The sequence below is a fragment of the Hahella sp. NS-SX17 genome, assembly GCF_057367735.1.
Genome location: NZ_CM170632.1, coordinates 2,133,557 through 2,153,781 on the forward strand (window position 1 = coordinate 2,133,557; position 20,225 = coordinate 2,153,781).

Sequence of the window (20,225 nt, forward strand, 5' to 3'; positions counted from 1 at the left end):
ATTATGAATATTCCTATCGGTACGCGTATACGGAGCTAGGACGACTGACCGAATACTTCATTATGAAAAAACGGGCTGAGAGCGTATCTTTTTGCCTGGAAGTAGTCTTGAAGGTTATCAGGCCTTTTCCTCAAAAAAGGAGACGAGGGAGTTAGTGGCTTTTATGAGGCTGTGCCCAAAGCTTGATATTGGATTCGACACACAGTGAAAGTCAACAGCCTGCTAGGACGTGTTGACGTTTCGTTATAGGTGATAGATAGGTGCAAACTCGTCATATTGCGGTTCCCACACCAACAACAAGACGAGTTTGCGATCCCCTATTGATGCTCAGCGACGAGCTTTGGTCGAAGCTGAAAGAGATCATGCTGCAATAGCGAATCTATAACAAGCCCACACTACGAATGATGGTGGAAGGCATGTTGTACCGAATGCGGACGGGGTGTCCCTGGCGAGACTTGCCAGGGCAGTTTGGCGACTGGAATTCGGTGTTCAAAAAATTCAATTCCTGGTCTGCCCAAGGCAAGTGGTTGAGGATCTTCCGGAGCTTGATCCGCGAGCCGGATTTGGAGTAGGAGTTTATTGATGGCAGCTATGTGAAGGCCCATCAGCACAGCGCAGGAGCTTGTACGGAAGAGCCTCAGGCGATTGGTAAGGTCGGGCGGGCAATACGACGAGAGTGCATCTGGCCGTGGATGCCTATGGTCTTCCAGTGGAATTTGAGATCACAGGAGACGAAGTCAATGACTGTACGGCAGCGGCAGAGTTGATGGAAAAGCTTCCCTTGCCAGAAGCGGTTGTCGGAGACAAAGGCTACGACACGGGAACAGATCGAAAGGAAGGGGGCCAGGGCCGTGATACCGAGAAAACGAAACTCTATCAAAGGTAATGACAATATGGATTGGGGTTTATACAAGTATCGCCATTGGGTGGAGAACGCCTTCGCCCGACTCAAGTAGTACCGGGCCATCGTGACGAGGTATGACAGGTTGAAGAGGAACTATGAAAGTATGGTCGCCATGGCTTGTGGGTATTTATGGCTGCCGATGTGAAACGTCAACACACCCTAGGGAACTATCTCTAATTAAACCTCACTGGAAGTCAGGCTCCTCCTGAAGCTCAGCCGCCAGCTCCATGCCAGGAATACGGCTCCAGTAACCGTTGCTGTGGCTGAGCTGGTAGGGCAGGACCCTGTCCTGCTCCTGTTTGAGCGCCAGCGCTAAACTCTCTGCGACCTGAAGGGTATCCGGCGACTCAGGGCTCAGACGAATCACGTTCACGCCCGCATGTTGCAGGTCGCGCCATTGATTCAGCAGGTGATAACACTTGCCGGACTGCGTCTGAATGCCGTTGAGGTTGAACAAGGTTTCGCCTTCCTGGCTCCGTGTGGGAATGCCTTGTGGGTATTTCTTACAGACGAAGCGACAGTCGTCCTTGGGCAGTCCCTCGGATCTGGCTGTGAAGCAACGGGCGGAGAGCGCGAGGGGAAGATGTCCGTAAGCGAATAACTCGGTTTCAATGGGCGTGGCGAGACTCCCCAGAACTCCCTCCAGGGCGTGACGGCTGATTTCTACGGGCGGCGTCCAGCGTTTCGCGCCTGTCTGGCGCATGATTTCCAGCGCTGGCGCGTTATAGAGATTCAGGTAAGGGCCGGCGATGAAGGGCTTGCCGGCTTCCGACATCAGGTGCGCCGCGGCCATGTCATTGGCTTCCACGCTCAGGCGATCATTAGCATTAGCCGCCTTGCAGATGGCGCGCAGAGTTTTTAATTCAGACTCCGCTTCTATTAACGCCAGAGTGGAAAGCGCAACCTCTTTTCCCACATCAAGCAGTGTGTCAGCGATGTCCAGCCAGTCGCGCAAGTTCATCTCCCGGCGCTTGGAACAGACAGTTTCTCCGAGATAGACAATATCGACCGGCGCGGCGGCGACCTGTGAATAGAATTGAACGACCATGTCTTTCGGCCAGAAATAAGGCAGGGGACCCAGAGAAATTTTCATAGTACTGCGCCTTCTGTTGGTGGTTCGGGCATACGCGACCTGAGGTATGCGCCCGTTGATTTACTGCCAGGGACGTGAATACGCGCCCAATGTGGTTTGCGCGCCCTCTGACAGCGCCTGTAACGCCTCCAGCCAATCTTGCTGACATTGGAACGCCGCAGGTTCGCGTTGGAAGCAATCCAGCGCCTGACGCCAAGTGGACACGACCTGTGCGACATAAGACGGGCTGCGCTGTCGGCCTTCTATCTTCACCGCCTTGACGCCGGTCGCAGCGAGTTCTGGAATGAGATCGAGGGTGTTCAGGCTGGTCGGCTCTTCAAAAACGTGGAATGCATGGCTGTCGCCAGCGTCAAAGCGTCCCTTGCATAAAGTGGGATAACCGGCGTTTTCGTCCGCTTCGAAGCGATCGATGAGAGAGCCATTTAGGCGGGACTCCAGGCGTCCGTCTTTCTGCTCCCACTTCACGAACTTGGCGGGCGAGCAGGCGCCGCTGTTGTTGGGCGATTCGCCGGTCATGTAGGACGACATATAACAACGTCCCTCCGCCATGATGCACAGGCTGCCGAAAGCGAAGACTTCCAGATCAACCGGGCTGTGCGACGCCACCTGCCGCACCTGCGGCAAGGACAAGACTCTGGGCAGGACCGCTCGCTTGATATTAAAACGGTCATGATAGAAGCGCAGCGCTTCATAGTTGGTGGCGGAGCCCTGTACGGAGAGATGCAGGTTAAGCTGGGGATACTGGCGGGCGGCGTAATCCATGACGCCAATATCGGCGGCGATCAGCGCGTCCGCCTGTAATCCGGCGACTTTATCCACTGCGTTGCGCCAGCGCTCCCAACCTTGGGACTGCGCATAGGTATTGATGGCGACGAAGAGCTTCACGCCGCGGTCGCGGGCGTAAGCCAGCGCCTGTTGAGCTTTGGCGTCGTCGAAATTCAGCCCGGCGAAATGGCGGGCGTTGGTGTCGTCTTTGAATCCGATGTAAACAGCGTCAGCGCCATTATCCACGGCGGCGCGAAGAGCGGGAGGACTTCCCGCCGGACAAACCAGCTCCATTGCATACTCCCAGGGCGGCAAATGCGAGTAAGGTAGCAAAAGCGCTGTGTGAGGGATTTGATGGAAATCAATATGCCCGGGGTCCCGAGTCTATTTAATAACGACGACTAAACGCTGCGACAAGGGAGACTGATGTTCATGTTCAAAAGCCCGCTGCAATTATCCAAAGAACTCGCCGCCGCGCTGCCTGCGCTGACAGAGGTGGTGCGCCGGCCGGGGCGCTATCTTCTGCATCCCCTGGCGCGCACGCCGTTTCCGCTACAGGCAGCGCTTATTCGCAAGCTGCTGCAGGACGGTTTCGGTGAGGCGATCAGAGAAGGAGAGTTCGACTCTCTTATTCATCGCTGGGTCAAAGTGACGGTGGTGGATTTGGAGCTGAGCTGGAGCCTGAGTCTTGCTGAGGATCGCTCCATCAGAGTGGCGCTAACGGAAACGGCGGATACGGAAATCCGGGGCGATTCCGCCGCCTTCGCCTTGATTGCTGGCCGCAGGATGGACCCGGATACGTTGTTTTTTCAACGTCGGATTGTGATTCTCGGTGATACGGAGCTGGGGCATGAAATGAAAAACCTGCTGGATACCGGCGATCTTAACGACCTGCCTGCGCCCGTCCATAAGCTGCTGGAGCTGGCTTCCTCCGTCGCTGCGTACTGGGAAGCGGCCAAACGGGATCTGGCGGCGGCGCTGAGCTATAAAATTCCCGTTACGCCATTGCCATTTTGATAGAATTGTTTGAGATGTTTCGTGATTCTGAATTCGTGGCTGGACAGTTGGGCGATACTGGGATTCATTCGGCTGGGGGTACTGACGAGTGGCAGGCAGAGACATATGCTGGGGCTTGGGTATGAACTGGAAGACGAGTTGAGTAACAGACAGTGGGTTATCTGCTTCTGAAATAGTCACACACTACTCACTTTGCCGCTTATCCCGCCTCCAAGTCAGCCCAGGATGAACGTCGTCAAAAAATAGTGGATTGTACGAATTTCTAGTTTAGATCCTGAATTCGAGGTGTGTTTTCCAGCTCACGCCATCCCTCCGTTGGGCTTCTCCTTTTCCCAACATTATCACGCTTGTCAGCTACACTGCTTCCATTTCTAGCGTTTGGCGCCCTCCAGACTAATTGACTTTATGGCGCAAAAAAAGAGTTTGTTGCATTGGTGAGTGGGCGTGCTTCAATACTCGGGCCCATTATGCTTTCTGTAGGTTCTCGAGCAATTGTCTATACTCATTGTTAGCGGATAGTCGGCTTTTAATGACGACGAGACGTATCTACAGGCGGCTCCTTCTATCTTGGGGATTGAGTGTCGTGAGTAAATGTATTCGTGACTTCGTAGCGAGCTTCTTCCTCATGTTCGTCGCGGCTTTCGCCGAGGCTGAGACAATCAACATCAGCACTGGCGATTATCCCCCTTGGACCATCGAAAATTCCACCACTGGCGGATACGTCAATCGTGTGGTGCGACAAGCATTCGAACGCAATGGAATAAACGTCCATTTCGTTTATATGCCCTGGAAACGGGCCTACGAAGAGATGCGAGCCCTGCGTTTTAACGCCAGTTCCTTTTGGTTTTATAACGAAAAGAGAATAGAGGAATTTCATCAGGTGGGCCCTGTTTCCGAGCACCATGAGGTGTTCTTTCGCCTCAAATCCAATCCCGTCCCAAACTGGAGCTCATTCGCCGACTTGAAGCCATTCAGAATCGGGGCCACCATTGGCTACACCTATTCTGGAGCATTCTGGGTGGCCGCCCGGAACGGCGTTTTCAGCATTGAGGAAACAACGCATGACGATATTAATTTCCGTAAACTGTTACGCAAGCGTATCGATTTGTTTCCCATTGACGAAATGACAGGCTGGCGCATTTTGCGGGAACAATTTGGTTTGGGAGTGGCGGACCTTTTCATCACTCTTGAAAAACCGCTTACAACCACCCAAAGCTTTATCTTGTTCCCTCGTTCCCATCCCGACAGCGAACGCCTGTCGGCGCTGTTGCGGAAAAGCTTGGCGGAGATGGAAAAGGAGGGGCTCCTAAGCGCCTATATGGACGACATGGTCAATGGGAGGTATTAGGGCAGGGAGGATATCGTTGCTTTCCGATGGATTGTCGCAAGCATTTTCATCCTGAGTCTGAAAGATGCGGAAATAGCTCCTATTCAGCCCCAGAGAAAGGGAAATGGATTTTTGTAAGGAATTTAGTTGTAAATTGTGGAGAGGGCTTTTTATGAAACCCAATATTGTCGCAAGTCTCGTCTTGATGATCATTTTCCATTGCGTTGGCGCTTCCGCCGCTACGATCCTTGTCATTGAAAGTTACCACAAAGAATACCCATGGGATATGAGTTACATGGAAGGGCTTCAAGCGACCTTAGGGGAAACTCACGCTATAAAACAATTTGAAATGGACACCAAGCGCCTCCCCAAAAACCGATATCAGGAGAAGGCCGACCAAGCCATGGAGGCATTGATGGCCATCAAACCTGATCTGGTCGTATTGGGCGACGATAACGCCTTAAGTTATTTAGGCGCAAAGATCGACAAAACGGGCACGCCCATCGTATTTCTTGGCATCAATAGTCATCCGAGGGACATTGGTATAGACAAATTACGTAACGCCACGGGTGTCTTGGAGAGGCCTTTATTCCATCGTTCAATTAGTGAGCTGCGACGTATAATGCGGGAGAAATTGTCCAAAATACTGATATTGTTTGACTCTGGGAATACTTCTTCAACTGCGGTAAAAGAAGCATTTGGTGGAAAAATGAACGCCTCAATCGAGGGGATTGGCGTTGACATTTTACAGGTTGATACAGAGGCCGAATGGAAGATGGCCATCAGCGAGTCGAACGATGTGGGCTATGATGCAATTATTGTGGGGTTGTATCAGACATTGGTTGATGCCGATGGAAACAATGTTGATGCAGCGAGCATTCTTAACTGGACTTCATTAAACTCACCAACGCCCTCTTTTGCCTTTTGGGATTTTTCTGTAGGAAAAAATAAGGCAATTGGTGGACTGGTGCTGTTTGGCCGCACACAGGGTGAAGATGCTGCAAAGCTTATTTCCACCATACTTAATGGTACGCCCCCACATAGAATAGTGCCAGTAATCGGGGAAAAGGGGCGTTACTTGTTTAGCAAGTCTGAATTGGCAAGATGGAAATTAACTTTGCCCCCGGATATGGCAAAAAAGGCTGAGTGGATAGAATAAACGTGTGCGAGAAGCCTCCGCTACTGAATTCTACGAATCACTAATGGGGGCGATCAAACCTGAAGCGCAATCTAGAATATAGAATAGAACTAGGAGCATCCTTTCAGTGGACGGTAGATGAGGGCTTATTAAAATTCGCTCTTGCAGCGCGATCCACCAAAGCTTGTCACTGAGATCGGCGCAAGATTTCCTGACTCCTCTGGTTGCTGGTAACTAGGCGAGTTTTCTAAATTCTAGCCAGTAATATATGCTGCGAAGCAGCAGACTTTGACGTTCTTACGCGTGTTGCCTCAACTCTCGTCTCTGCCGGGCAGTGCCGCCATAAGTTCAACTGCCATGTATTAGCGATTTCAAAAAATAACGCCCAAATTAATCTCATCACAAATAAGCAGGACTTGATTGAGATCAAGTCAGTTAGTTATTTGCTTGATAATAATTCCCATTACCATTTATTCGAGCATGAGGCGTTTTCCATGAATTGTCTTTCCGTCCCTTATCGTTTTCTGTGTGGCGCTACGTTAACCATAGCCTGCGGCGCCGCTCTGGCGTTGGAGTATCCCATTGGCGAACCGCAACAGCAGAGCGGACTGGAAATCGCCGCAGTCTATCTGCAGCCCGTGGTGATGGAGCCGGCCATGGGGTTATCTGCGGAGGAGGCGGACGTGCATCTGGAAGCCGACATTCAGGCGCTGGAAGACAACCCTAACGGGCTAACCGCCGGGGGGTGGGTTCCTTATTTGGAAATCGAGTTTGAGTTGACCAAACAGGGCGACTCTTCTCCCATCAAGGGAATGTTTCATCCTATGATCGCCAGCGATGGCTTTCATTACGGCGCCAACGTCAAGCTGCGCGGCACGGGTAAATACCATCTGACATACCGGGTCAAACCACCGGTCAGCCATGGCCAGCCGTTTATGCGGCATATCGACCGGGAAACCGGAGTGGCGGAATGGTTTAAGCCTTTCAGTGTGGAATACGACTTTATTTACGCTGGCGTGGGCAAAAAAGGCGGTTACTGATCGGAACCGCCTTGCTTAAGACGTATCCAGAAGCGCTCACGGAAACGCTCCGAATAGAAAAGTATTCCCGAGAATGACATCCATGAAACTAAGGCTATTCCCTTTGATAGGCTTGTTGTGCGCAGTGACCCTGCCCGCACAAGCGGCTCTTCCCGAATTCGAACTGGAGTTGCGAGACGGCCGATTGATTCCCATTCGGCTGGAAATCCCGGCGCATACGCGGGTCAAGATCAAGCTGCGCAACACCGGTGAATCTCCGGTCGAATTTGAAAGCTTACGGTTGCGTCAGGAGAAGGTGTTGGGGCCGGGAGTGACCTCGTTTGTCGTGATCAACCCGCTTAAGCCGGGCGAATACGAATTCTTCGATGAGTTCCACCTGCCCGACGCCAAGGGCGTTCTCGTGGTTAAGTAGGAGACGGGAATGGAGCAAGCCATTTTCATCATCTGGCGGGAAAGCGTCGAGGCCCTGTTGGTCATCGGCATCCTCTACGCCTGGCTGAGCCGGAACAATCGCGCCGTCCTGACGTATCTCTATGGCGGTTCCGCCGCTGGAGTTCTGCTGGCGGCGGCCCTGGGCGCCTCGCTGTTGGGGCTGCAACAGGTGCTGGACGGCCTGTGGCGGGAACTGTTCGGCGTATTCATGGTGTTTACCGCCGCCGCGCTGATTGTGCATATGGTATTGTGGATGCGCCGCCGAGGCGGCGATCTCGTCCGCGACCTGCAAACTTCCTCGCAACAGGCTCTGGCGCGGGGCGACGCCTGGGCGCTGGGACTACTGGCCTGCTTGGCGGTTGCCCGCGAAGGTGCGGAAACAGTGATTTTCCTTTATGGCATGAGCCATATGCAGGACAGTCTGAGCGACTGGCTGCAGTTCCTCGCCGCCATCCTCATCGGCATCGGGCTGGCGGTCGCCACTTGGTTGCTCTTGCAGCAAAGCCGCCACTGGTTATCCTGGCGGCGTTTTTTTCGTATCAGCGAAGCCATGCTGTTAATGCTGGCCGGAGCACTGGTGGTCAGCGGCATTGACCGCTTGATCGGACTCGGATTGGCGCCCGCCGGCATCGACCCCTTATGGGACTCATCCGCGCTGCTTGACGACGGCAGCCGTGTGGGCGCGTTGTTGGCGACCCTGACCGGTTACCGCGCTTATCCGGCGTTGACAACAGTTATCGCCTTTGCTGCGTTCTGGCTGCTGGTCATCCTGTTATTGCGCCGTAATCCCCCGCTGCGGCGGGCGGAGTCATGAGCGTCCAGTTGCTTTCCCGTTGCGGCGCCCAGGAAAGGCTAATGCGGGCGGGTGTGTGGCTTCGCGATCATCGTCGGCTGATCCAGGGAATACAGTGGGCGGTAGTGCTGCTCTATGCGTTTCTGGTGATCATCCCGGCGTTCGCTCCCCTGCCTGATCATCGCGCCCATCTCTGGAGTAACCTGACGTTGTTCGCCCAGTTTCTTTTCTGGGGAATCTGGTGGCCTTTTGTGTTGGTCAGCATGGTGTTGTTCGGACGCCTTTGGTGCGGAGTGTTCTGCCCGGAAGGAGCGCTCAGTGAATGGGCCAGCCGCCACGGTCGCGGCGGAGGCATCCCGCGTTGGTTGCGCTGGCCTGGCTGGCCGTTGCTGGCGTTTATCATCACCACGGTCTACGGCCAGATGATCAGCGTATATCAATATCCGAAAGCAGCATTGCTGATCCTGGGCGGCTCAACACTGGCCGCGATGCTGGTTGGCTACCTGTTCGGGCGCAATCAGCGTGTCTGGTGCCGCTATCTGTGCCCGGTGAGCGGAGTATTCTCCCTCCTGGCCAAACTGGCTCCGGTGCATTTCGCCGCCGACCGTGCGCAATGGAGCCAGTACCGACAAGCCCATCAAAGCCTTCCCAAGGCCCATTGTCCGACATTCCTGCCTCTGCGGGAATTGGACAGCGCCAGTCCCTGCCACATGTGCGGTCGCTGCGCCGGCTACCGCGATGCTATCACCCTGAAGGGGCGCGCTCCGGGGGCGGAGATCGCCACACTCTCGCCGGCCTCGGACGGCCGCTGGGACTATTTGTTGATCACATTTGGTCTGCTGGGAGTGGCGGCTGGCGCTTTTCATTGGAGCGCCAGCCCCTGGTTTGTGGAATTGAAGCAATCTCTGGCCGTCGCTTTGGTGAATCATGACTGGCTTTGGCCGCTGGAAACCTATGCGCCCTGGTGGGCGCTGACCTACTATCCCGCACAAAACGACGTTTTCAGCCTGCTGGACGGCGCCGCCTTGCTTCTCTACATCACCTTGACCACACTGGCGTCGGGAGCTCTGCTGAGTCTTTGTCTTGCCGTTGCCAACGCTAGTCTGGGCGGTTGGTCCGCCCGCCGTTTCTATCATTTAAGCCACGGACTGATTCCCATAGCCGGCTGCGGGGTATTTCTCGGGCTATCCGCCCTCACCGTGAGCCTGTTGCGCGCCGAGCAATGGCCTGTTCACTGGGCGCAGGACGCGCGCGCTCTGTTGCTGACGGGCGCAGGACTTTGGAGCTTGCGACTGGGCTGGCGGGTGTTGAGTCTCTACCGCAAAGGATGGGCCCGAAGCGCAGCCATGGCGGCCTACACAGCGTCGGTCGCCTGGGCCGTTGGATTATGGTGGTTGTTATTTTTCTATTGGTAAGCGTAAATTCTATTGAGTAAAGAGAGGCTTCAATTAATATTACGCATAGCAAGGAATGAAGGAACCTCATGACTAAGAACAAGAAATCTAAAGTCGTTTCACTCAGCGGAGCTCCCATCTATCACCATACTCAATTTGTCAACAGAGAGCTGACGTGGGTTGAGGCGTGTCGGGAAAGCATATCCAGCCATATCGAGAAACATCTGGGGCCTATAGATGTGGAGATTGATGGTCTCATCCCTCGTTTTGCGAATATCATTACTTACATCGTCCAACCAAATGAAGAGTATCCCTTCGTTCGCCTAGTAACCTCAGGCATGAGTCAACTGCCGTTGGCTGTACCAGAGGAGCTTGCTGCACCTCATTTTGTCGAACTAATGATAACTTTACCTCAAAACTGGCGTATGGACAGTGAAGTTAGCAACAATGAGCGATGGATCTGGCCCTTACATTTGATTAGCTTTCTCGCTAGGTTTCCCCATAAGATGGGCTCTTGGTTGGGAATAGGCCATACCGTTGCTCATGGTAATCCTCCGGCCCCCTATTCAGAAAGTGCAGGGTTCTGTTGTGCTTTACTACTTCCTCCATTGACCGTCGCGAGTGCGTTTTGCCGGTTGAAGATCAATGACGACAAGGTCATCGATTTTCTTTCAGTGGTTCCGATTTACAAAGAGGAAATGTACTTCAAGCTATATAGAGGGGTTGTCGACTTAGTGGATCGACTTAATAATCGCGATATTAGTGATCTGATTGATATTCACCGAACCAACGTGTGTGCGGATACTAAGACCCTCTTAGAAACGGTCCAGAGCCATGGAGATAGGGCGAATCATCCATCTGACCCGCACCGGCTGAGACAGTTCTCGTGGCCTTTTGCCAAGGACGCCCTGCGCCGCCATGCTCACCATATGATTCCCGTACATCACGAAGTCGCTCACCAATGGAATATTCACGAGCGTCATGGGGCTAATAGTCATCGATAGATGATTATCTGACCATTAATACTGGGGTTAGAGTTTAGGAAAGTGTATGTCGCTGATAATGCTTGCTTCTAGTGGCATTTTGTCTTGCATATCATGCTCATCTACAATGGAGCTAGTCATGTTGGGAATCAAGGAGTATCGACACACTGTGGTCTGGCCCTATCGGATGACTTTCCGTATTTTTGGGTAGTAGGGGCATCTTCTATCTAAAGTCGCAGATAAGACGGACAAACGTCTTGCCACATCAACTTGACCGCCACGGAGACGAAAGGCATGCCCTCCACGCAGTAATAGTGCCGGGTCTGCGCCCTGAATAGAATCAGTTCGCGTATTTCACAGTTATGCTTCACCAAAAGGGTCTTCACGTCGTCAATGCCAGGACTCCCTTGAATCGCCGAACGCTCAATCAGGAAATAAAAGTCCTCCTCATCCCCGGGTGTGAGGGCTTTAAAGACATAGCCTTCCGGACACTCGCCATGAGCCTCGACGCCAATCACTTGCGTCGGCGGGCAGAATTTCTCAATCTCTGAATCTGGAACTTCGCCCAGGGCATGGCGGATGATCGCCTTGGCGAGCTCCACTTGCCGGGGATTGCCGGAGTCCAATTTCACCGCGTCGCAGGTCTCCAGCGCCTTGAGAATATCCGAGCGCTCGCATCCTTCGTCCTTGAGAAACCGAATCCATTTATAGAGATGGGTATAGGGGGAGCGTTTCGAGATCATGATATTACACTTCCGCTAAGTCGTGACGTTTCATCCAGTTACGTCCCTCCACAAAAATGGCCCGTTTCCGATATTTCCAAGTTCCCAGGCCGCTGGGCGCGCCTACATAGGTTACTCTCGCTGCACCATGCGTGCGATCCATTAAGATTTTGAGAGAGACAAACCTCGCAATCAAATACCGCCTTGGCTTACGGTGAGGGTCTTGAAGGCGGCGGCATAACCTAGCGCCGCAGACAAGAGAAAGAAAATAAGGAGTATAAGTGAAAGGACGGGAACATTCAGGCGGGACATGACGGGAACCTCTTGGATTTGGTTCAACAGGCGAGCCCAATTCTCAATGGCGACTACGCCGTCACGGTATACATTATATATTCCTCAATAAAAAAGTAATGGGCGTTATTGTAAGCCATCCCGGCTTTTTGATGAGATTGGTAAAGGGATTGGTCGCAGTAATTACACTCGCCTCACTCAACCTGGAAGTACCAATCGATGACGACGCAGGACAAAGAATCTATACAACGGATACCAGTGGGTGTCTGGACGCTGGGCTTTGTCAGCATGCTGATGGATATTTCCTCGGAGATGATTCACAGCCTATTGCGGTTGTTCATGGTGAGCGCATTGACGGTTGGAGTCATTGAAGGCGTCGCGGAGTCAACAGCCCTGACTTCTCCTGCGCGCTTAGCGATTATCTGGGCAAACGTAAAGGGTTGGCAATTTTGGGCTATGGCTTGGGGGCCCTGTCCAAGCCCTTGTTCGCGATCGCCACGACTCTTGGTTTCGTGTTCGCTGGTCGTTTTCTGGATCGAATAGGGAAAGGCGTTCGCGAGGCACCGCCTTTGGAGTATTCAACCTCATTAGTGGCGTGGCGATGCAGATCGCCAGCGTTGTGGCGGGCTTGTTGTGGGAGCTGCTTGGTTCTTTCTACACTTTTTATGCGGGAGCCGTATTTAGTTTTCTTACCTTGATGGTGCTGTATAAAAAGAAAAATTCATTTAGATCTATCTAATACCCGCTCCCGCATCTTACATTAGGCCTCTCCAACCATTATGAATAATGGATGTTTATGCCAAAGAGCACCTAAACAATTCATGCTGCAACCAAAGTCCGCCTACGACATGCGTAAAGCGCTTTGTGTTCTCGTATTAATGTGGCAGTCAAGAATTGGGGGTTGGCTGCAATGCGATAATGGCCATACCCACCAGAGCCATGGTTGCGCCAAGAAGGTCAAAACGGGTTAACCCCACCCCTTCAATAAAATGGAGCCATAGCAGTGCGACAACGATATACATTCCACCGTAGGCGGCGTATGTACGGCCAGCAGCGGCAGGGTGTAGAGTCAGTAACCAAGCGAATAACGCCAGCGACAGGGCGGCGGGGACAAGCAGCCATAACGACCTGCCCTGTTTGATTACCAGCCATGGTAGATAGCAACCGACAATTTCCGCAATCGCCGTGATGGCGAACAGGAGGGTTATCTTGAGTAACTCCATTTGCTTATTCCTGTAAAGCGGTCATTAGTGGGCAATGGTCAGATTTCTCGTGTAAGTTGCATTGATTAATTAACGCAATGAGTGTGGACTCAATACGTCTTAACCCCGTAATCTTTTCTCTCACATACTCGAGCTTAGCCTCTGCCAACTCTCGGGTTTCTGCGCAGTGGGCGCCATCCTCGAAATTGAGTAGCTCTCCTACTTCTTTCAGGCTGAACCCTAATTGCTGCGCCGACTTAATGAAGCGTAGTCGCTCCAAGTCACATTCTCTGTAGCGACGAATGCCGCCCGGTGGCTTTACCGGGATAGGCATCAATCCCTTGCGTTGATAAAAGCGGATGGTTTCTGGATTGACGCCAGCTTGTTCAGCGAGGGTGCCGATGGAAAATGGAGAGTTGTTTATCATAGCGCTTGAGTCCGTACTTAGGTACGGCTGTAAGCTTAACGGATGAAGCCAGAAACGCCAATTCCGATTGAAACCAACAGTGCGCGAGGCACCTTATTCAGCGGGGCGGTGACGGCACTGGAGTCGTACAGCCCCATTTTTATCGGCATGCCCAGCGTGTCGTTGTTCCTCGCGTGGCGGCGCATCTGGCGACCGCGGTCACAATGTGCTCCCGATCAGGCGTGCGCCACGCCTCGCGTCAGGCGGGCCTACAAGGCGCTGTTTTTCGCCGTGGCGGGGCTGACGTTCATAGCATTCATATTTCCTCTCGTTGCGCCTTGGTTTTACTAAGAGGAGGCTGACATGTCCAAACCCTTTTCACTCCTATTCCTATGGAAGAGGCGTCCTTTCTGTACTCGTCTCGTTTGGCGTGGCGAGACGACCGGGAGTTGTCCTGGGTGGATACTCTTGATCTGGAAAGCCGGCTGGATGCGCATATAGAAGCGCTAATCGATGGCGAAGAGGAAGCGAAGACGCTCTGTCTGAGTCGCATAAAAGAAGCCGATGTAGGCGAGCTATATGCGTTAACCAGCTACCTATGCAAACTCCAGGATGGAGCGGCATTGACGGGATTATGGCGCACGTTGATCGATATCCTGGATTATCCTCCGGAAGAGGAGGAAGACGAAGCGGACCAGGATGCTATCGACAAGATTGTATCCGTTTCGGAAGCGCTGAGAGTTTATTACCCGTTGGCATGGCGTCAACGCGCCGCCGCCTTGCTGGAGTCTGAGCACCAAAAGTTATTCCCCATCGTGGCGCCCGCGATCGCACAAGCGGGAGGCATCTCGCGTCAGGGAGCGGAGAACTTGCTGTCGACGTCCGGTCCGGAGCTATTGCCTCGCGCAATCCGAATTGTCGCCGATAACGGCGATGCGGGACATGCAGCGCTTTTACAACCCTATCTGCAGCACGAGAACGACGAGGTTGCAGAGGCGGCGGGAATTGCGTTACTGCGATTAGGGCAGCGGCAGGTAGTGACTTCCGTTAACGGCAAAACTGCTGCGTTAGCTATTCCTATTGCCCTGGCGGGAGTGAGGAAACAGGCTGCCCAGTTACAGCAACTCGTTCGTGACGGCCAGGTCTCATCCACTATCTTGATCGCATTGGGACTGGCGGGTGATTTAACCTCCGTAAACCTCTTGTTACGTGAGCTGGGCGATAAACCCTTTGCGTCGGATGCGGCGCTGGCATTGGAGTTGATGCTGGGGGCGGCCCTTTATCAGGAAACGTTTATCCCTGAACAGTTCGCGAAAGAAGACTTATTTGAACACGAGCTTGAGGCTTTTCGAGAAGGTAAGTCGCCACAACACCCAGAGGGACGGGAGTTCGGCGTCACGGTCGATCAGCTATGTCAGGATCCGGCCCAGTGGCGCGAATGGCTGGTACAGAATGAAAGCCGGTTTGATCCGTCTTTGCGATACCGAGGGGGACAACCATATAGTGCGCAAGCCGTTTGGAGCGGACTCTGCCATCGCCGAACGCCCCCTCAGGTGCGACAGTGGTTGATGGATGAGCTTGGCATTCAGTTTGGTTTGCGTCATAAGCTCAATATCAATGACCCCGTGTTACGGCAATCGAAACAGCTACGCGATCTATCCGGGTGGGTGAGAGAGCAATTAGTCGCCGCCACTTGGGCGTGAATATTTAACGAACAGGAAGCCTGCAATGTCAGCAAACTACCTTCCCATCGCGATAAAAAATACGGGGATGTCGCTGGAAGATATCGTTCCGCATCTCCCCAAGGAAGAGCCCAAGCTGCAGTACTACACATACACGTGTACGCTATTTCGTCGTCTGGCGGCGGGAGAGTTGTTGATTACCGATAACCCCAAGCCCTTCTACAAGCAACTCTGCCATAGCGCAAACGCCTTTATCTACTTCCTGGAGAGGGCTCCTGAAGAGGAGCAAGCGGTTTCCTTAGCCTTGCCCTTTTTCGATGCGATCGCTTGTGGATAAGAAGAAGGCGCCCGGCGGATTGCGGAATTGAGTACAAACAAGCTCAATTCACGGAAGGAGTACGAGGAAGAGTTTCTCTACACTCGCATTTTGATGGAGCACTTCTACCTGCAGACTGATCCAATAAAGATTGAGGAAAGGCTGGAGGAGTTTTCTGGTTATAGCGACGATAATTACGACCCGCATTATGCATTATGCATTATGCCAGGCGTTGCTGGATAAAGATCAGGACGCTTTCGACGAGGCATTGAAGGAGTGCATTCAAAAGCGGCTGGACGATATAGAGAAGATTGACGCCGATAGCATGGACCCCCATGTGGCTGCTAAAGCTGCAACAACAGCTCATGTCTCCACCGAAGTGCTGGCGTGGCTCATCCTGGCTGAGCGGCAGGGACTGACGACTTCGGAAGAAGTGAGCTTGGCTCCGTCCACCGCCAGACTCCTTCGCTTGGCGGAGTTGCCTCAAAAAGAGGAGTGGAAAGTGGTCGCCCGTTACCGGTCGCTGACCTGATAAAGCGGTACTGAGAAGGTGTCAATGAGTCAGAATCACGATCAGCTTGCTACACTCTGGGTCACTGGCCTGGGGATGATGTCCTGCGTGGGGTGCGGCGTAAAGAACAGTTGCGCCTCCGTGCGCTGCGGAATTTCCAGGTTTGGTTCCGTGCCGGGTATTACCACCTATGATCCAGATGAGATGAGCGCGCCTGTTCCCGGAGCGCCGGCGCATACCCTAACGCAGGGATATGTCCAAAACGCGGCATGGTTGAGGTTGGCGCGCATCGCGATGAAAGACCTGATCGCCTATGCAAAGCTGCCAACCAGGGACCATGCATTTTGGCGGCAAACGGCGCTTATTTGGATTCTTCCCGAAATGACTTATGAGCGATTTCATTGGCCGGCGGATCAGGTAGACGCCCTCTTGCGGGAATACTGCCTGAAGCCGCTGAGTGAAAGCCTGGATCTACCTCTGTCTACGCCTTCGCAAGGGTTTGTTCGAATTGGCCATGCGGGGGCGGCGCATGCAATGAGGATTATCCAGCGTTCCCTGGAAGCCAGCCCTTATGAACGCGCCATTCTGTTGGGCGTTGACTCTTACCTGGACTATCTGTGTGTGACGCAGCTGGATGAGGAGGCGCGTTTGCTGACGGCGGAAAATGCGGCCGGCATGATCCCAGGAGAAGCGGCAGCCTGTGTGTTGGTCGAAACCAGTCGAAGCGTTCAAACGCGCGGAAGTTCGCCTGAATTAAAAATCATGGGCGCGTCATTTAAACCGTTCCCGAATAAATTTGAGCCTGAAAGCGAGAATGGGGAGGGAACGGAAGGAAGCGCATAGAAAGTTTCGTATGCGGCTAAAAGCTATTTTGCCATCACGCCTTGTCCAGCAGATTTGGTCTGGTTTATGGGAAAACTCCTGTAATTGACGCTAGAATACTATGAAGACCTCTCTGCCATTCTCGAAGATCAGGCAATAAAGCGCTACTCAGGCTATAACCATGACAAAGTTATTTTTATCTTTTTGGCATGTTCAGCTGGACAACTTCCCTGAAGGTGCCTTCTCTCGGCGGTCACTAAAGAGTGCAGAAGCGCGGGAGTTGATATTGCAAGCCCAAAGCGAAGGCCTGTTTCAGGGGGCTTGCGCTGATGACCTATTCGCACCCTACAAGGAAACAGAGAGGAAGAAGCATGACGAGTTGTGTCGAGCGTTGCAGGAACATTACGACATTCCCCTCTCCGCCAGTGACTTTTCTACGAAGGGAGAGGACTATGTGACCGTGTATCCCCTTGATTTCGTCACAGTATCGAATGGTAGTAGCCTGATGGTCGTCACTTGTGGTTATACGTTTAGTGATTTCGACGAAATCGAAACGTTAGACGATACCAACATGTTCAGTATCGCTGCAGATAGTGTAAATTTCTGCTTATTTGAGGCTATCTCAGTTCAGCACTAGTTCGCAAGCGGATCACGGATGAGGCGTGAGTATCGGTATTCGATAATTTCACTTGTTTCAACTAGTTCAATCATCATCAACCAATCTTCATCTTCAAGCGGTCGTATGGCCCTCAACACCTTATAAACCGGCCCGATGCCGAATCGGCGATATTGTCCAAGAACTTCAGGGGCAGGGAACGGCGGAGCATTTGCCATAGGTTTGTGTGCATCTCAGTTTAGATGCGAGTGATTTTGAGTATACGTGCTGGCAACTCTTTTTTACTAGAACAAGGGAACCTCTGAATAACCCTTAGTTATCGTTGGGTCCCTCTCCGTTGTGAGTTTGATCCACTAACTGGGGTTTTTTAGGCGTTATCCCACCTCACAGGTCGGAAGCAGAACTTACTGCCCAATATCAGCAGCTCTTTGCTTGCCATCAGGAGACTGCTGAAGACCAGAGCAAATAAGTTTGCATAAAAACAGCCTTTCATTACTAAAAGGGACAAAAAGGCTCGTTAGTTTTCCACGATTAAGCGCGCCAACTTGGCAAAAATAGAGCTCTTGCTGCTGTCACCACTCTTCAATATGTCAAGGGTGAAGCTGTTGAGATAGACTCCTGTCAAAGGGTGACCCAACACTTCCAATGACTCGCCTTGAGCATTCCAGAGCAGCAGGTTTTCCACTAAGTTGGTGCGCGCCATGGATGGGTTTGCTGGCTGAGAGTTGCTAACCAGTACGTAAAGCCCGTGATTGTGCGGCTGCAGGTAAGCATGGTGATGTTTCATCTTTTGTGACTTGGTCAGAGGATCGTGAATTGAACGACCGGGTGATATCAGATAAGGCAGGACGTTTTGATCTGGCTTAGCCGAGCGTGTGATGGTGTATCCGTTGAACTTAACCCCATCACGTTCGGCTAGTGCTTTTTCCTGCTCCTGATAAGAGTATAAGTCCACCACATCCAGATGGCTTGGCCCAATAAGGCGTGGCACGCGCACACTGTTGTAAGTGGTGAGCAGTACATCCGCAGTATGGTCATAAAGGTAGAAACTGTTGTTGAATAGCTTATCTAGCCTTTTCAGCGGTGGGTGTTCGACCGCCAGCCAGTCCAAGTCGCCCTCGGTAACACCTGCATTGACCACGCTCAATTTATGACTGTCTGACTTTAGTTCGACATGACCAAGCAACATGGTGCCTTTGACCGTAGAGCGCACTGCAAACGCTGTATAGTGTCCATTTGGTAGATTCGGCAGCGGGATATGGCGCTGTGTGAGCAGACTCTCTTTGAACCACAATTCGGTTTTGGTACGACGGATCTTGCTATTTACCAAGTTGAGTGCTGACTTCAGTTTGCTTCGTGGTTTTGCCTGATCCGTAGTGTATTGTTGCGGGTTGGCTTTGGATAGCTCAACGGTATAGTTGATTGCATCCAGAAATTTACTGTCGATGTTCAAGCCTTGCAGAACCACAGGCAGCGGCTCTTGTTGCAGCCAACCATACAGGCGATCCAGTTTAAGCTGAGTGTATGTATCCCAACGTAAACCTGATTGTTTCTGACTTGCGTCATATGCAGCAAAGAAGTTGCTATATTCGGTAGTGTCATCACAGAGTTGGCGAATGCTGGTGTTAGCAGCGTCCTCTACCGGATTGAGAACCAGTATTGATGTGTTCGCAGGCAGATCGGAGAGCCGGGTTTTCTGTGCTTGCTTAAGCGAGGCAATGGGCCATAACTTGTAACCAGGAAGCTGTGCGGCCAGAGCGTCGAAGAAATAAGCCTCCTGCGTGGCGCTGAAATCTATGCCATTATTCACCACCCATAGATTATTGGCCAGTTGCTGGTCTAGGTCGGTGATAAACTGATTGACCTCGTGGGTCGCCTGAAAAGGGATCGGCTTGTATGGAATCTCTAGTTCGGTGAGGCGTTCAACAACGGCATTCATCACCACGTTGTAGGTGTAGGCTTGACACTCGCCATAGTTGCTGCGCTCACTGAAGAATTCCAACTTACTGTCACGGGCATCAAGCTTGCGTCGGGCTTTTACCCGACCACTATCAGTGTTGAACCACACCTTTTCATCATCCAGCGCCAGATAAAGCTCTTCGGCCGGCTCGACTAGGAACTTACGTTTGTGCAAGGTGAACGCAAGCTCACGCTCCTCTGAGGCGAATACGTCGAGTTCGAAGGCTTCCATCACCCCAGTGCCGTTTTTTTGGTTGACGGGTTGGCTCAAACGGGCGTTAAGATACATCTCCGCATTGAAGTACACTGGTGACACATGAAAGCGGTTAACGGCTTGCTCCAGAAGCATCATTTTCAGGTGCAGACTGAACAATCCCTGGAGCAGACGGGTCAGGCTCTGCTCGTTGGCAGTCAGCTGTTGGCATAACTGCTCAATGCGAGTCGATAGCGACAGGTGGGCAGAAGTGTGTCGTGCAGCTGCCGGCGCTAGGTAAAAGTAGACGTGCTGGCCGCTGGGCAGGCGGTGTAGTTCGTACTTCACATCGTCTTTGACATCTAACTCCAGCGTCTGACGCAGATGCGCTTTGACCTCGCGATGAACGCGTGTGTGAAAGTCTCGGTGCATCTCTTTGCGCTCCTTGTTGAAACGCTGCACCCCAAAGTCAATCACATACAGATTGGAGATAGGCGTCAGCAAGCGGCGGATGGTCTCCAGTGGCGCCTCTTCGAGCTGGATCAAGTTAGTGCGAGCAACTGGGGTATCCGTCAGTGTTTTAAGATTGGGGAACATCATTGTCCTCAGAGCGGCCCGC

23 protein-coding genes and 1 pseudogene are annotated in these 20,225 nt (G+C 52.5%); 17 read left to right on the forward strand and 7 right to left on the reverse strand.

Annotation, left to right across the window (positions count from 1 at the left end):
- The first annotated feature begins 323 nt into the window (after positions 1-323).
- Positions 324-1,049 (forward strand): annotated as a pseudogene (locus AC2IBB_RS09695) (IS5 family transposase).
- 39 nt (positions 1,050-1,088) lie between these two features.
- Here AC2IBB_RS09695 and AC2IBB_RS09700 read toward each other — a convergent pair.
- Positions 1,089-1,997 carry a U32 family peptidase gene (locus AC2IBB_RS09700; RefSeq protein WP_486332672.1) on the reverse strand — a complete coding sequence of 303 codons (909 nt, stop codon included), beginning with the start codon at positions 1,995-1,997 and terminating at the stop codon, positions 1,089-1,091.
- Positions 1,998-2,057: 60 nt separating this feature from the next.
- Positions 2,058-3,056: a ubiquinone anaerobic biosynthesis protein UbiU gene (ubiU, locus tag AC2IBB_RS09705; protein ID WP_486332673.1), complete on the reverse strand. Its 999-nt coding sequence runs from the start codon at positions 3,054-3,056 to the stop codon at positions 2,058-2,060.
- A 138-nt stretch (positions 3,057-3,194) separates the two neighbouring features.
- On the opposite strand from ubiU, the gene ubiT reads away from it, so the two are divergent.
- The 9 genes from ubiT (at position 3,195) to AC2IBB_RS09750 (ending at position 10,907) form a co-directional block, all read left to right on the forward strand.
- Entirely contained in the window at positions 3,195-3,779 is a 585-nt protein-coding gene (ubiT, locus tag AC2IBB_RS09710) for a ubiquinone anaerobic biosynthesis accessory factor UbiT (RefSeq protein ID WP_486332674.1), read from the forward strand.
- A gap of 21 nt (positions 3,780-3,800) precedes the next feature.
- Positions 3,801-3,950, forward strand: a complete 150-nt coding sequence (locus AC2IBB_RS09715; RefSeq protein ID WP_486332675.1) for a hypothetical protein — start codon at positions 3,801-3,803, stop codon at positions 3,948-3,950.
- Positions 3,951-4,362: 412 nt separating this feature from the next.
- On the forward strand, positions 4,363-5,127 hold the full coding sequence (locus AC2IBB_RS09720; protein ID WP_486332676.1) for a substrate-binding periplasmic protein: 765 nt from the start codon (positions 4,363-4,365) through the stop codon (positions 5,125-5,127).
- Between the two features lie 151 nt (positions 5,128-5,278).
- On the forward strand, positions 5,279-6,265 hold the full coding sequence (locus tag AC2IBB_RS09725; protein WP_486332677.1) for an ABC transporter substrate-binding protein: 987 nt from the start codon (positions 5,279-5,281) through the stop codon (positions 6,263-6,265).
- 473 nt (positions 6,266-6,738) lie between these two features.
- Positions 6,739-7,284 (forward strand): iron transporter, encoded by a 546-nt coding sequence (locus AC2IBB_RS09730; protein ID WP_486332678.1) that lies wholly within the window; start codon positions 6,739-6,741, stop codon positions 7,282-7,284.
- Between the two features lie 82 nt (positions 7,285-7,366).
- Positions 7,367-7,696 (forward strand): cupredoxin domain-containing protein, encoded by a 330-nt coding sequence (locus tag AC2IBB_RS09735; protein ID WP_486332679.1) that lies wholly within the window; start codon positions 7,367-7,369, stop codon positions 7,694-7,696.
- Positions 7,697-7,705: 9 nt separating this feature from the next.
- The gene (locus tag AC2IBB_RS09740; RefSeq protein WP_486332680.1) at positions 7,706-8,530 is read left to right on the forward strand and encodes an FTR1 family iron permease; all 825 of its coding nucleotides are present in this window, start codon (positions 7,706-7,708) and stop codon (positions 8,528-8,530) included.
- Entirely contained in the window at positions 8,527-9,924 is a 1,398-nt protein-coding gene (locus AC2IBB_RS09745) for a 4Fe-4S binding protein (protein ID WP_486332681.1), read from the forward strand. Before AC2IBB_RS09740 ends, AC2IBB_RS09745 begins: the two co-directional genes overlap by 4 nt.
- 68 nt (positions 9,925-9,992) lie before the next feature.
- The gene (locus tag AC2IBB_RS09750) at positions 9,993-10,907 is read left to right on the forward strand and encodes a suppressor of fused domain protein (protein WP_486332682.1); all 915 of its coding nucleotides are present in this window, start codon (positions 9,993-9,995) and stop codon (positions 10,905-10,907) included.
- A gap of 206 nt (positions 10,908-11,113) precedes the next feature.
- On the opposite strand, the gene AC2IBB_RS09755 is transcribed toward AC2IBB_RS09750, so the two are convergent.
- The 3 genes from AC2IBB_RS09755 to AC2IBB_RS09765 all read right to left on the reverse strand — a co-directional run bounded on the left by AC2IBB_RS09755 (position 11,114) and on the right by AC2IBB_RS09765 (position 13,528).
- Positions 11,114-11,629, reverse strand: coding sequence for a hypothetical protein (locus AC2IBB_RS09755; protein WP_486332683.1), 516 nt, complete (start codon positions 11,627-11,629; stop codon positions 11,114-11,116).
- 1,157 nt (positions 11,630-12,786) lie between these two features.
- Complete coding sequence (locus tag AC2IBB_RS09760; RefSeq protein WP_486332684.1) at positions 12,787-13,122, reverse strand: YnfA family protein; 336 nt, start codon at positions 13,120-13,122, stop codon at positions 12,787-12,789.
- Positions 13,123-13,126: 4 nt separating this feature from the next.
- Complete coding sequence (locus AC2IBB_RS09765) at positions 13,127-13,528, reverse strand: MerR family transcriptional regulator (protein ID WP_486332685.1); 402 nt, start codon at positions 13,526-13,528, stop codon at positions 13,127-13,129.
- Positions 13,529-13,570: 42 nt separating this feature from the next.
- On the opposite strand from AC2IBB_RS09765, the gene AC2IBB_RS09770 reads away from it, so the two are divergent.
- The 7 genes from AC2IBB_RS09770 (at position 13,571) to AC2IBB_RS09800 (ending at position 17,475) form a co-directional block, all read left to right on the forward strand.
- Positions 13,571-13,858 (forward strand): mercuric transporter MerT family protein, encoded by a 288-nt coding sequence (locus AC2IBB_RS09770; protein WP_486332686.1) that lies wholly within the window; start codon positions 13,571-13,573, stop codon positions 13,856-13,858.
- Positions 13,859-13,965: 107 nt separating this feature from the next.
- The gene (locus AC2IBB_RS09775) at positions 13,966-15,210 is read left to right on the forward strand and encodes a hypothetical protein (RefSeq protein WP_486332687.1); all 1,245 of its coding nucleotides are present in this window, start codon (positions 13,966-13,968) and stop codon (positions 15,208-15,210) included.
- 25 nt (positions 15,211-15,235) lie between these two features.
- Positions 15,236-15,526 (forward strand): hypothetical protein, encoded by a 291-nt coding sequence (locus AC2IBB_RS09780; RefSeq protein WP_486332688.1) that lies wholly within the window; start codon positions 15,236-15,238, stop codon positions 15,524-15,526.
- A gap of 27 nt (positions 15,527-15,553) precedes the next feature.
- Positions 15,554-15,748 carry a hypothetical protein gene (locus AC2IBB_RS09785; RefSeq protein WP_486332689.1) on the forward strand — a complete coding sequence of 65 codons (195 nt, stop codon included), beginning with the start codon at positions 15,554-15,556 and terminating at the stop codon, positions 15,746-15,748.
- Positions 15,714-16,037, forward strand: a complete 324-nt coding sequence (locus tag AC2IBB_RS09790; RefSeq protein WP_486332690.1) for an Imm49 family immunity protein — start codon at positions 15,714-15,716, stop codon at positions 16,035-16,037. Before AC2IBB_RS09785 ends, AC2IBB_RS09790 begins: the two co-directional genes overlap by 35 nt.
- 24 nt (positions 16,038-16,061) lie before the next feature.
- A complete protein-coding gene (locus AC2IBB_RS09795; protein WP_486332691.1) occupies positions 16,062-16,859 on the forward strand; it encodes a hypothetical protein in 798 nt (265 codons plus the stop codon).
- Positions 16,860-17,019: 160 nt separating this feature from the next.
- Complete coding sequence (locus tag AC2IBB_RS09800; RefSeq protein ID WP_486332692.1) at positions 17,020-17,475, forward strand: hypothetical protein; 456 nt, start codon at positions 17,020-17,022, stop codon at positions 17,473-17,475.
- Here AC2IBB_RS09800 and AC2IBB_RS09805 read toward each other — a convergent pair.
- Positions 17,472-17,672, reverse strand: a complete 201-nt coding sequence (locus tag AC2IBB_RS09805) for a DUF5397 family protein (protein ID WP_486332693.1) — start codon at positions 17,670-17,672, stop codon at positions 17,472-17,474. The two genes, AC2IBB_RS09800 and AC2IBB_RS09805, sit on opposite strands and share 4 nt — an antisense overlap.
- A gap of 299 nt (positions 17,673-17,971) precedes the next feature.
- The gene (locus AC2IBB_RS09810) at positions 17,972-20,206 is read right to left on the reverse strand and encodes a hypothetical protein (protein WP_486332694.1); all 2,235 of its coding nucleotides are present in this window, start codon (positions 20,204-20,206) and stop codon (positions 17,972-17,974) included.
- Positions 20,207-20,225 lie beyond the last annotated feature (19 nt).

Excerpts from the sequence above, each read along its gene's own strand:
- AC2IBB_RS09700 (WP_486332672.1), bottom strand. The coding sequence starts at position 1,997 with ATGAAAATTTCTCTGGGTCCCCTGCCTTATTTCTGGCCGAAAGACATG.
- ubiU (WP_486332673.1), bottom strand. The coding sequence starts at position 3,056 with ATGGAGCTGGTTTGTCCGGCGGGAAGTCCTCCCGCTCTTCGCGCCGCC.
- ubiT (WP_486332674.1), top strand. The coding sequence starts at position 3,195 with ATGTTCAAAAGCCCGCTGCAATTATCCAAAGAACTCGCCGCCGCGCTG.
- AC2IBB_RS09725 (WP_486332677.1), top strand. The coding sequence starts at position 5,279 with ATGAAACCCAATATTGTCGCAAGTCTCGTCTTGATGATCATTTTCCAT.
- AC2IBB_RS09730 (WP_486332678.1), top strand. The coding sequence starts at position 6,739 with ATGAATTGTCTTTCCGTCCCTTATCGTTTTCTGTGTGGCGCTACGTTA.
- AC2IBB_RS09735 (WP_486332679.1), top strand. The coding sequence starts at position 7,367 with ATGAAACTAAGGCTATTCCCTTTGATAGGCTTGTTGTGCGCAGTGACC.
- AC2IBB_RS09740 (WP_486332680.1), top strand. The coding sequence starts at position 7,706 with ATGGAGCAAGCCATTTTCATCATCTGGCGGGAAAGCGTCGAGGCCCTG.
- AC2IBB_RS09745 (WP_486332681.1), top strand. The coding sequence starts at position 8,527 with ATGAGCGTCCAGTTGCTTTCCCGTTGCGGCGCCCAGGAAAGGCTAATG.
- AC2IBB_RS09750 (WP_486332682.1), top strand. The coding sequence starts at position 9,993 with ATGACTAAGAACAAGAAATCTAAAGTCGTTTCACTCAGCGGAGCTCCC.
- AC2IBB_RS09755 (WP_486332683.1), bottom strand. The coding sequence starts at position 11,629 with ATGATCTCGAAACGCTCCCCCTATACCCATCTCTATAAATGGATTCGG.
- AC2IBB_RS09760 (WP_486332684.1), bottom strand. The coding sequence starts at position 13,122 with ATGGAGTTACTCAAGATAACCCTCCTGTTCGCCATCACGGCGATTGCG.
- AC2IBB_RS09765 (WP_486332685.1), bottom strand. The coding sequence starts at position 13,528 with ATGATAAACAACTCTCCATTTTCCATCGGCACCCTCGCTGAACAAGCT.
- AC2IBB_RS09770 (WP_486332686.1), top strand. The coding sequence starts at position 13,571 with ATGAAGCCAGAAACGCCAATTCCGATTGAAACCAACAGTGCGCGAGGC.
- AC2IBB_RS09780 (WP_486332688.1), top strand. The coding sequence starts at position 15,236 with ATGTCAGCAAACTACCTTCCCATCGCGATAAAAAATACGGGGATGTCG.
- AC2IBB_RS09790 (WP_486332690.1), top strand. The coding sequence starts at position 15,714 with ATGCATTATGCATTATGCCAGGCGTTGCTGGATAAAGATCAGGACGCT.
- AC2IBB_RS09795 (WP_486332691.1), top strand. The coding sequence starts at position 16,062 with ATGAGTCAGAATCACGATCAGCTTGCTACACTCTGGGTCACTGGCCTG.
- AC2IBB_RS09800 (WP_486332692.1), top strand. The coding sequence starts at position 17,020 with ATGACAAAGTTATTTTTATCTTTTTGGCATGTTCAGCTGGACAACTTC.
- AC2IBB_RS09805 (WP_486332693.1), bottom strand. The coding sequence starts at position 17,672 with ATGGCAAATGCTCCGCCGTTCCCTGCCCCTGAAGTTCTTGGACAATAT.
- AC2IBB_RS09810 (WP_486332694.1), bottom strand. The coding sequence starts at position 20,206 with ATGATGTTCCCCAATCTTAAAACACTGACGGATACCCCAGTTGCTCGC.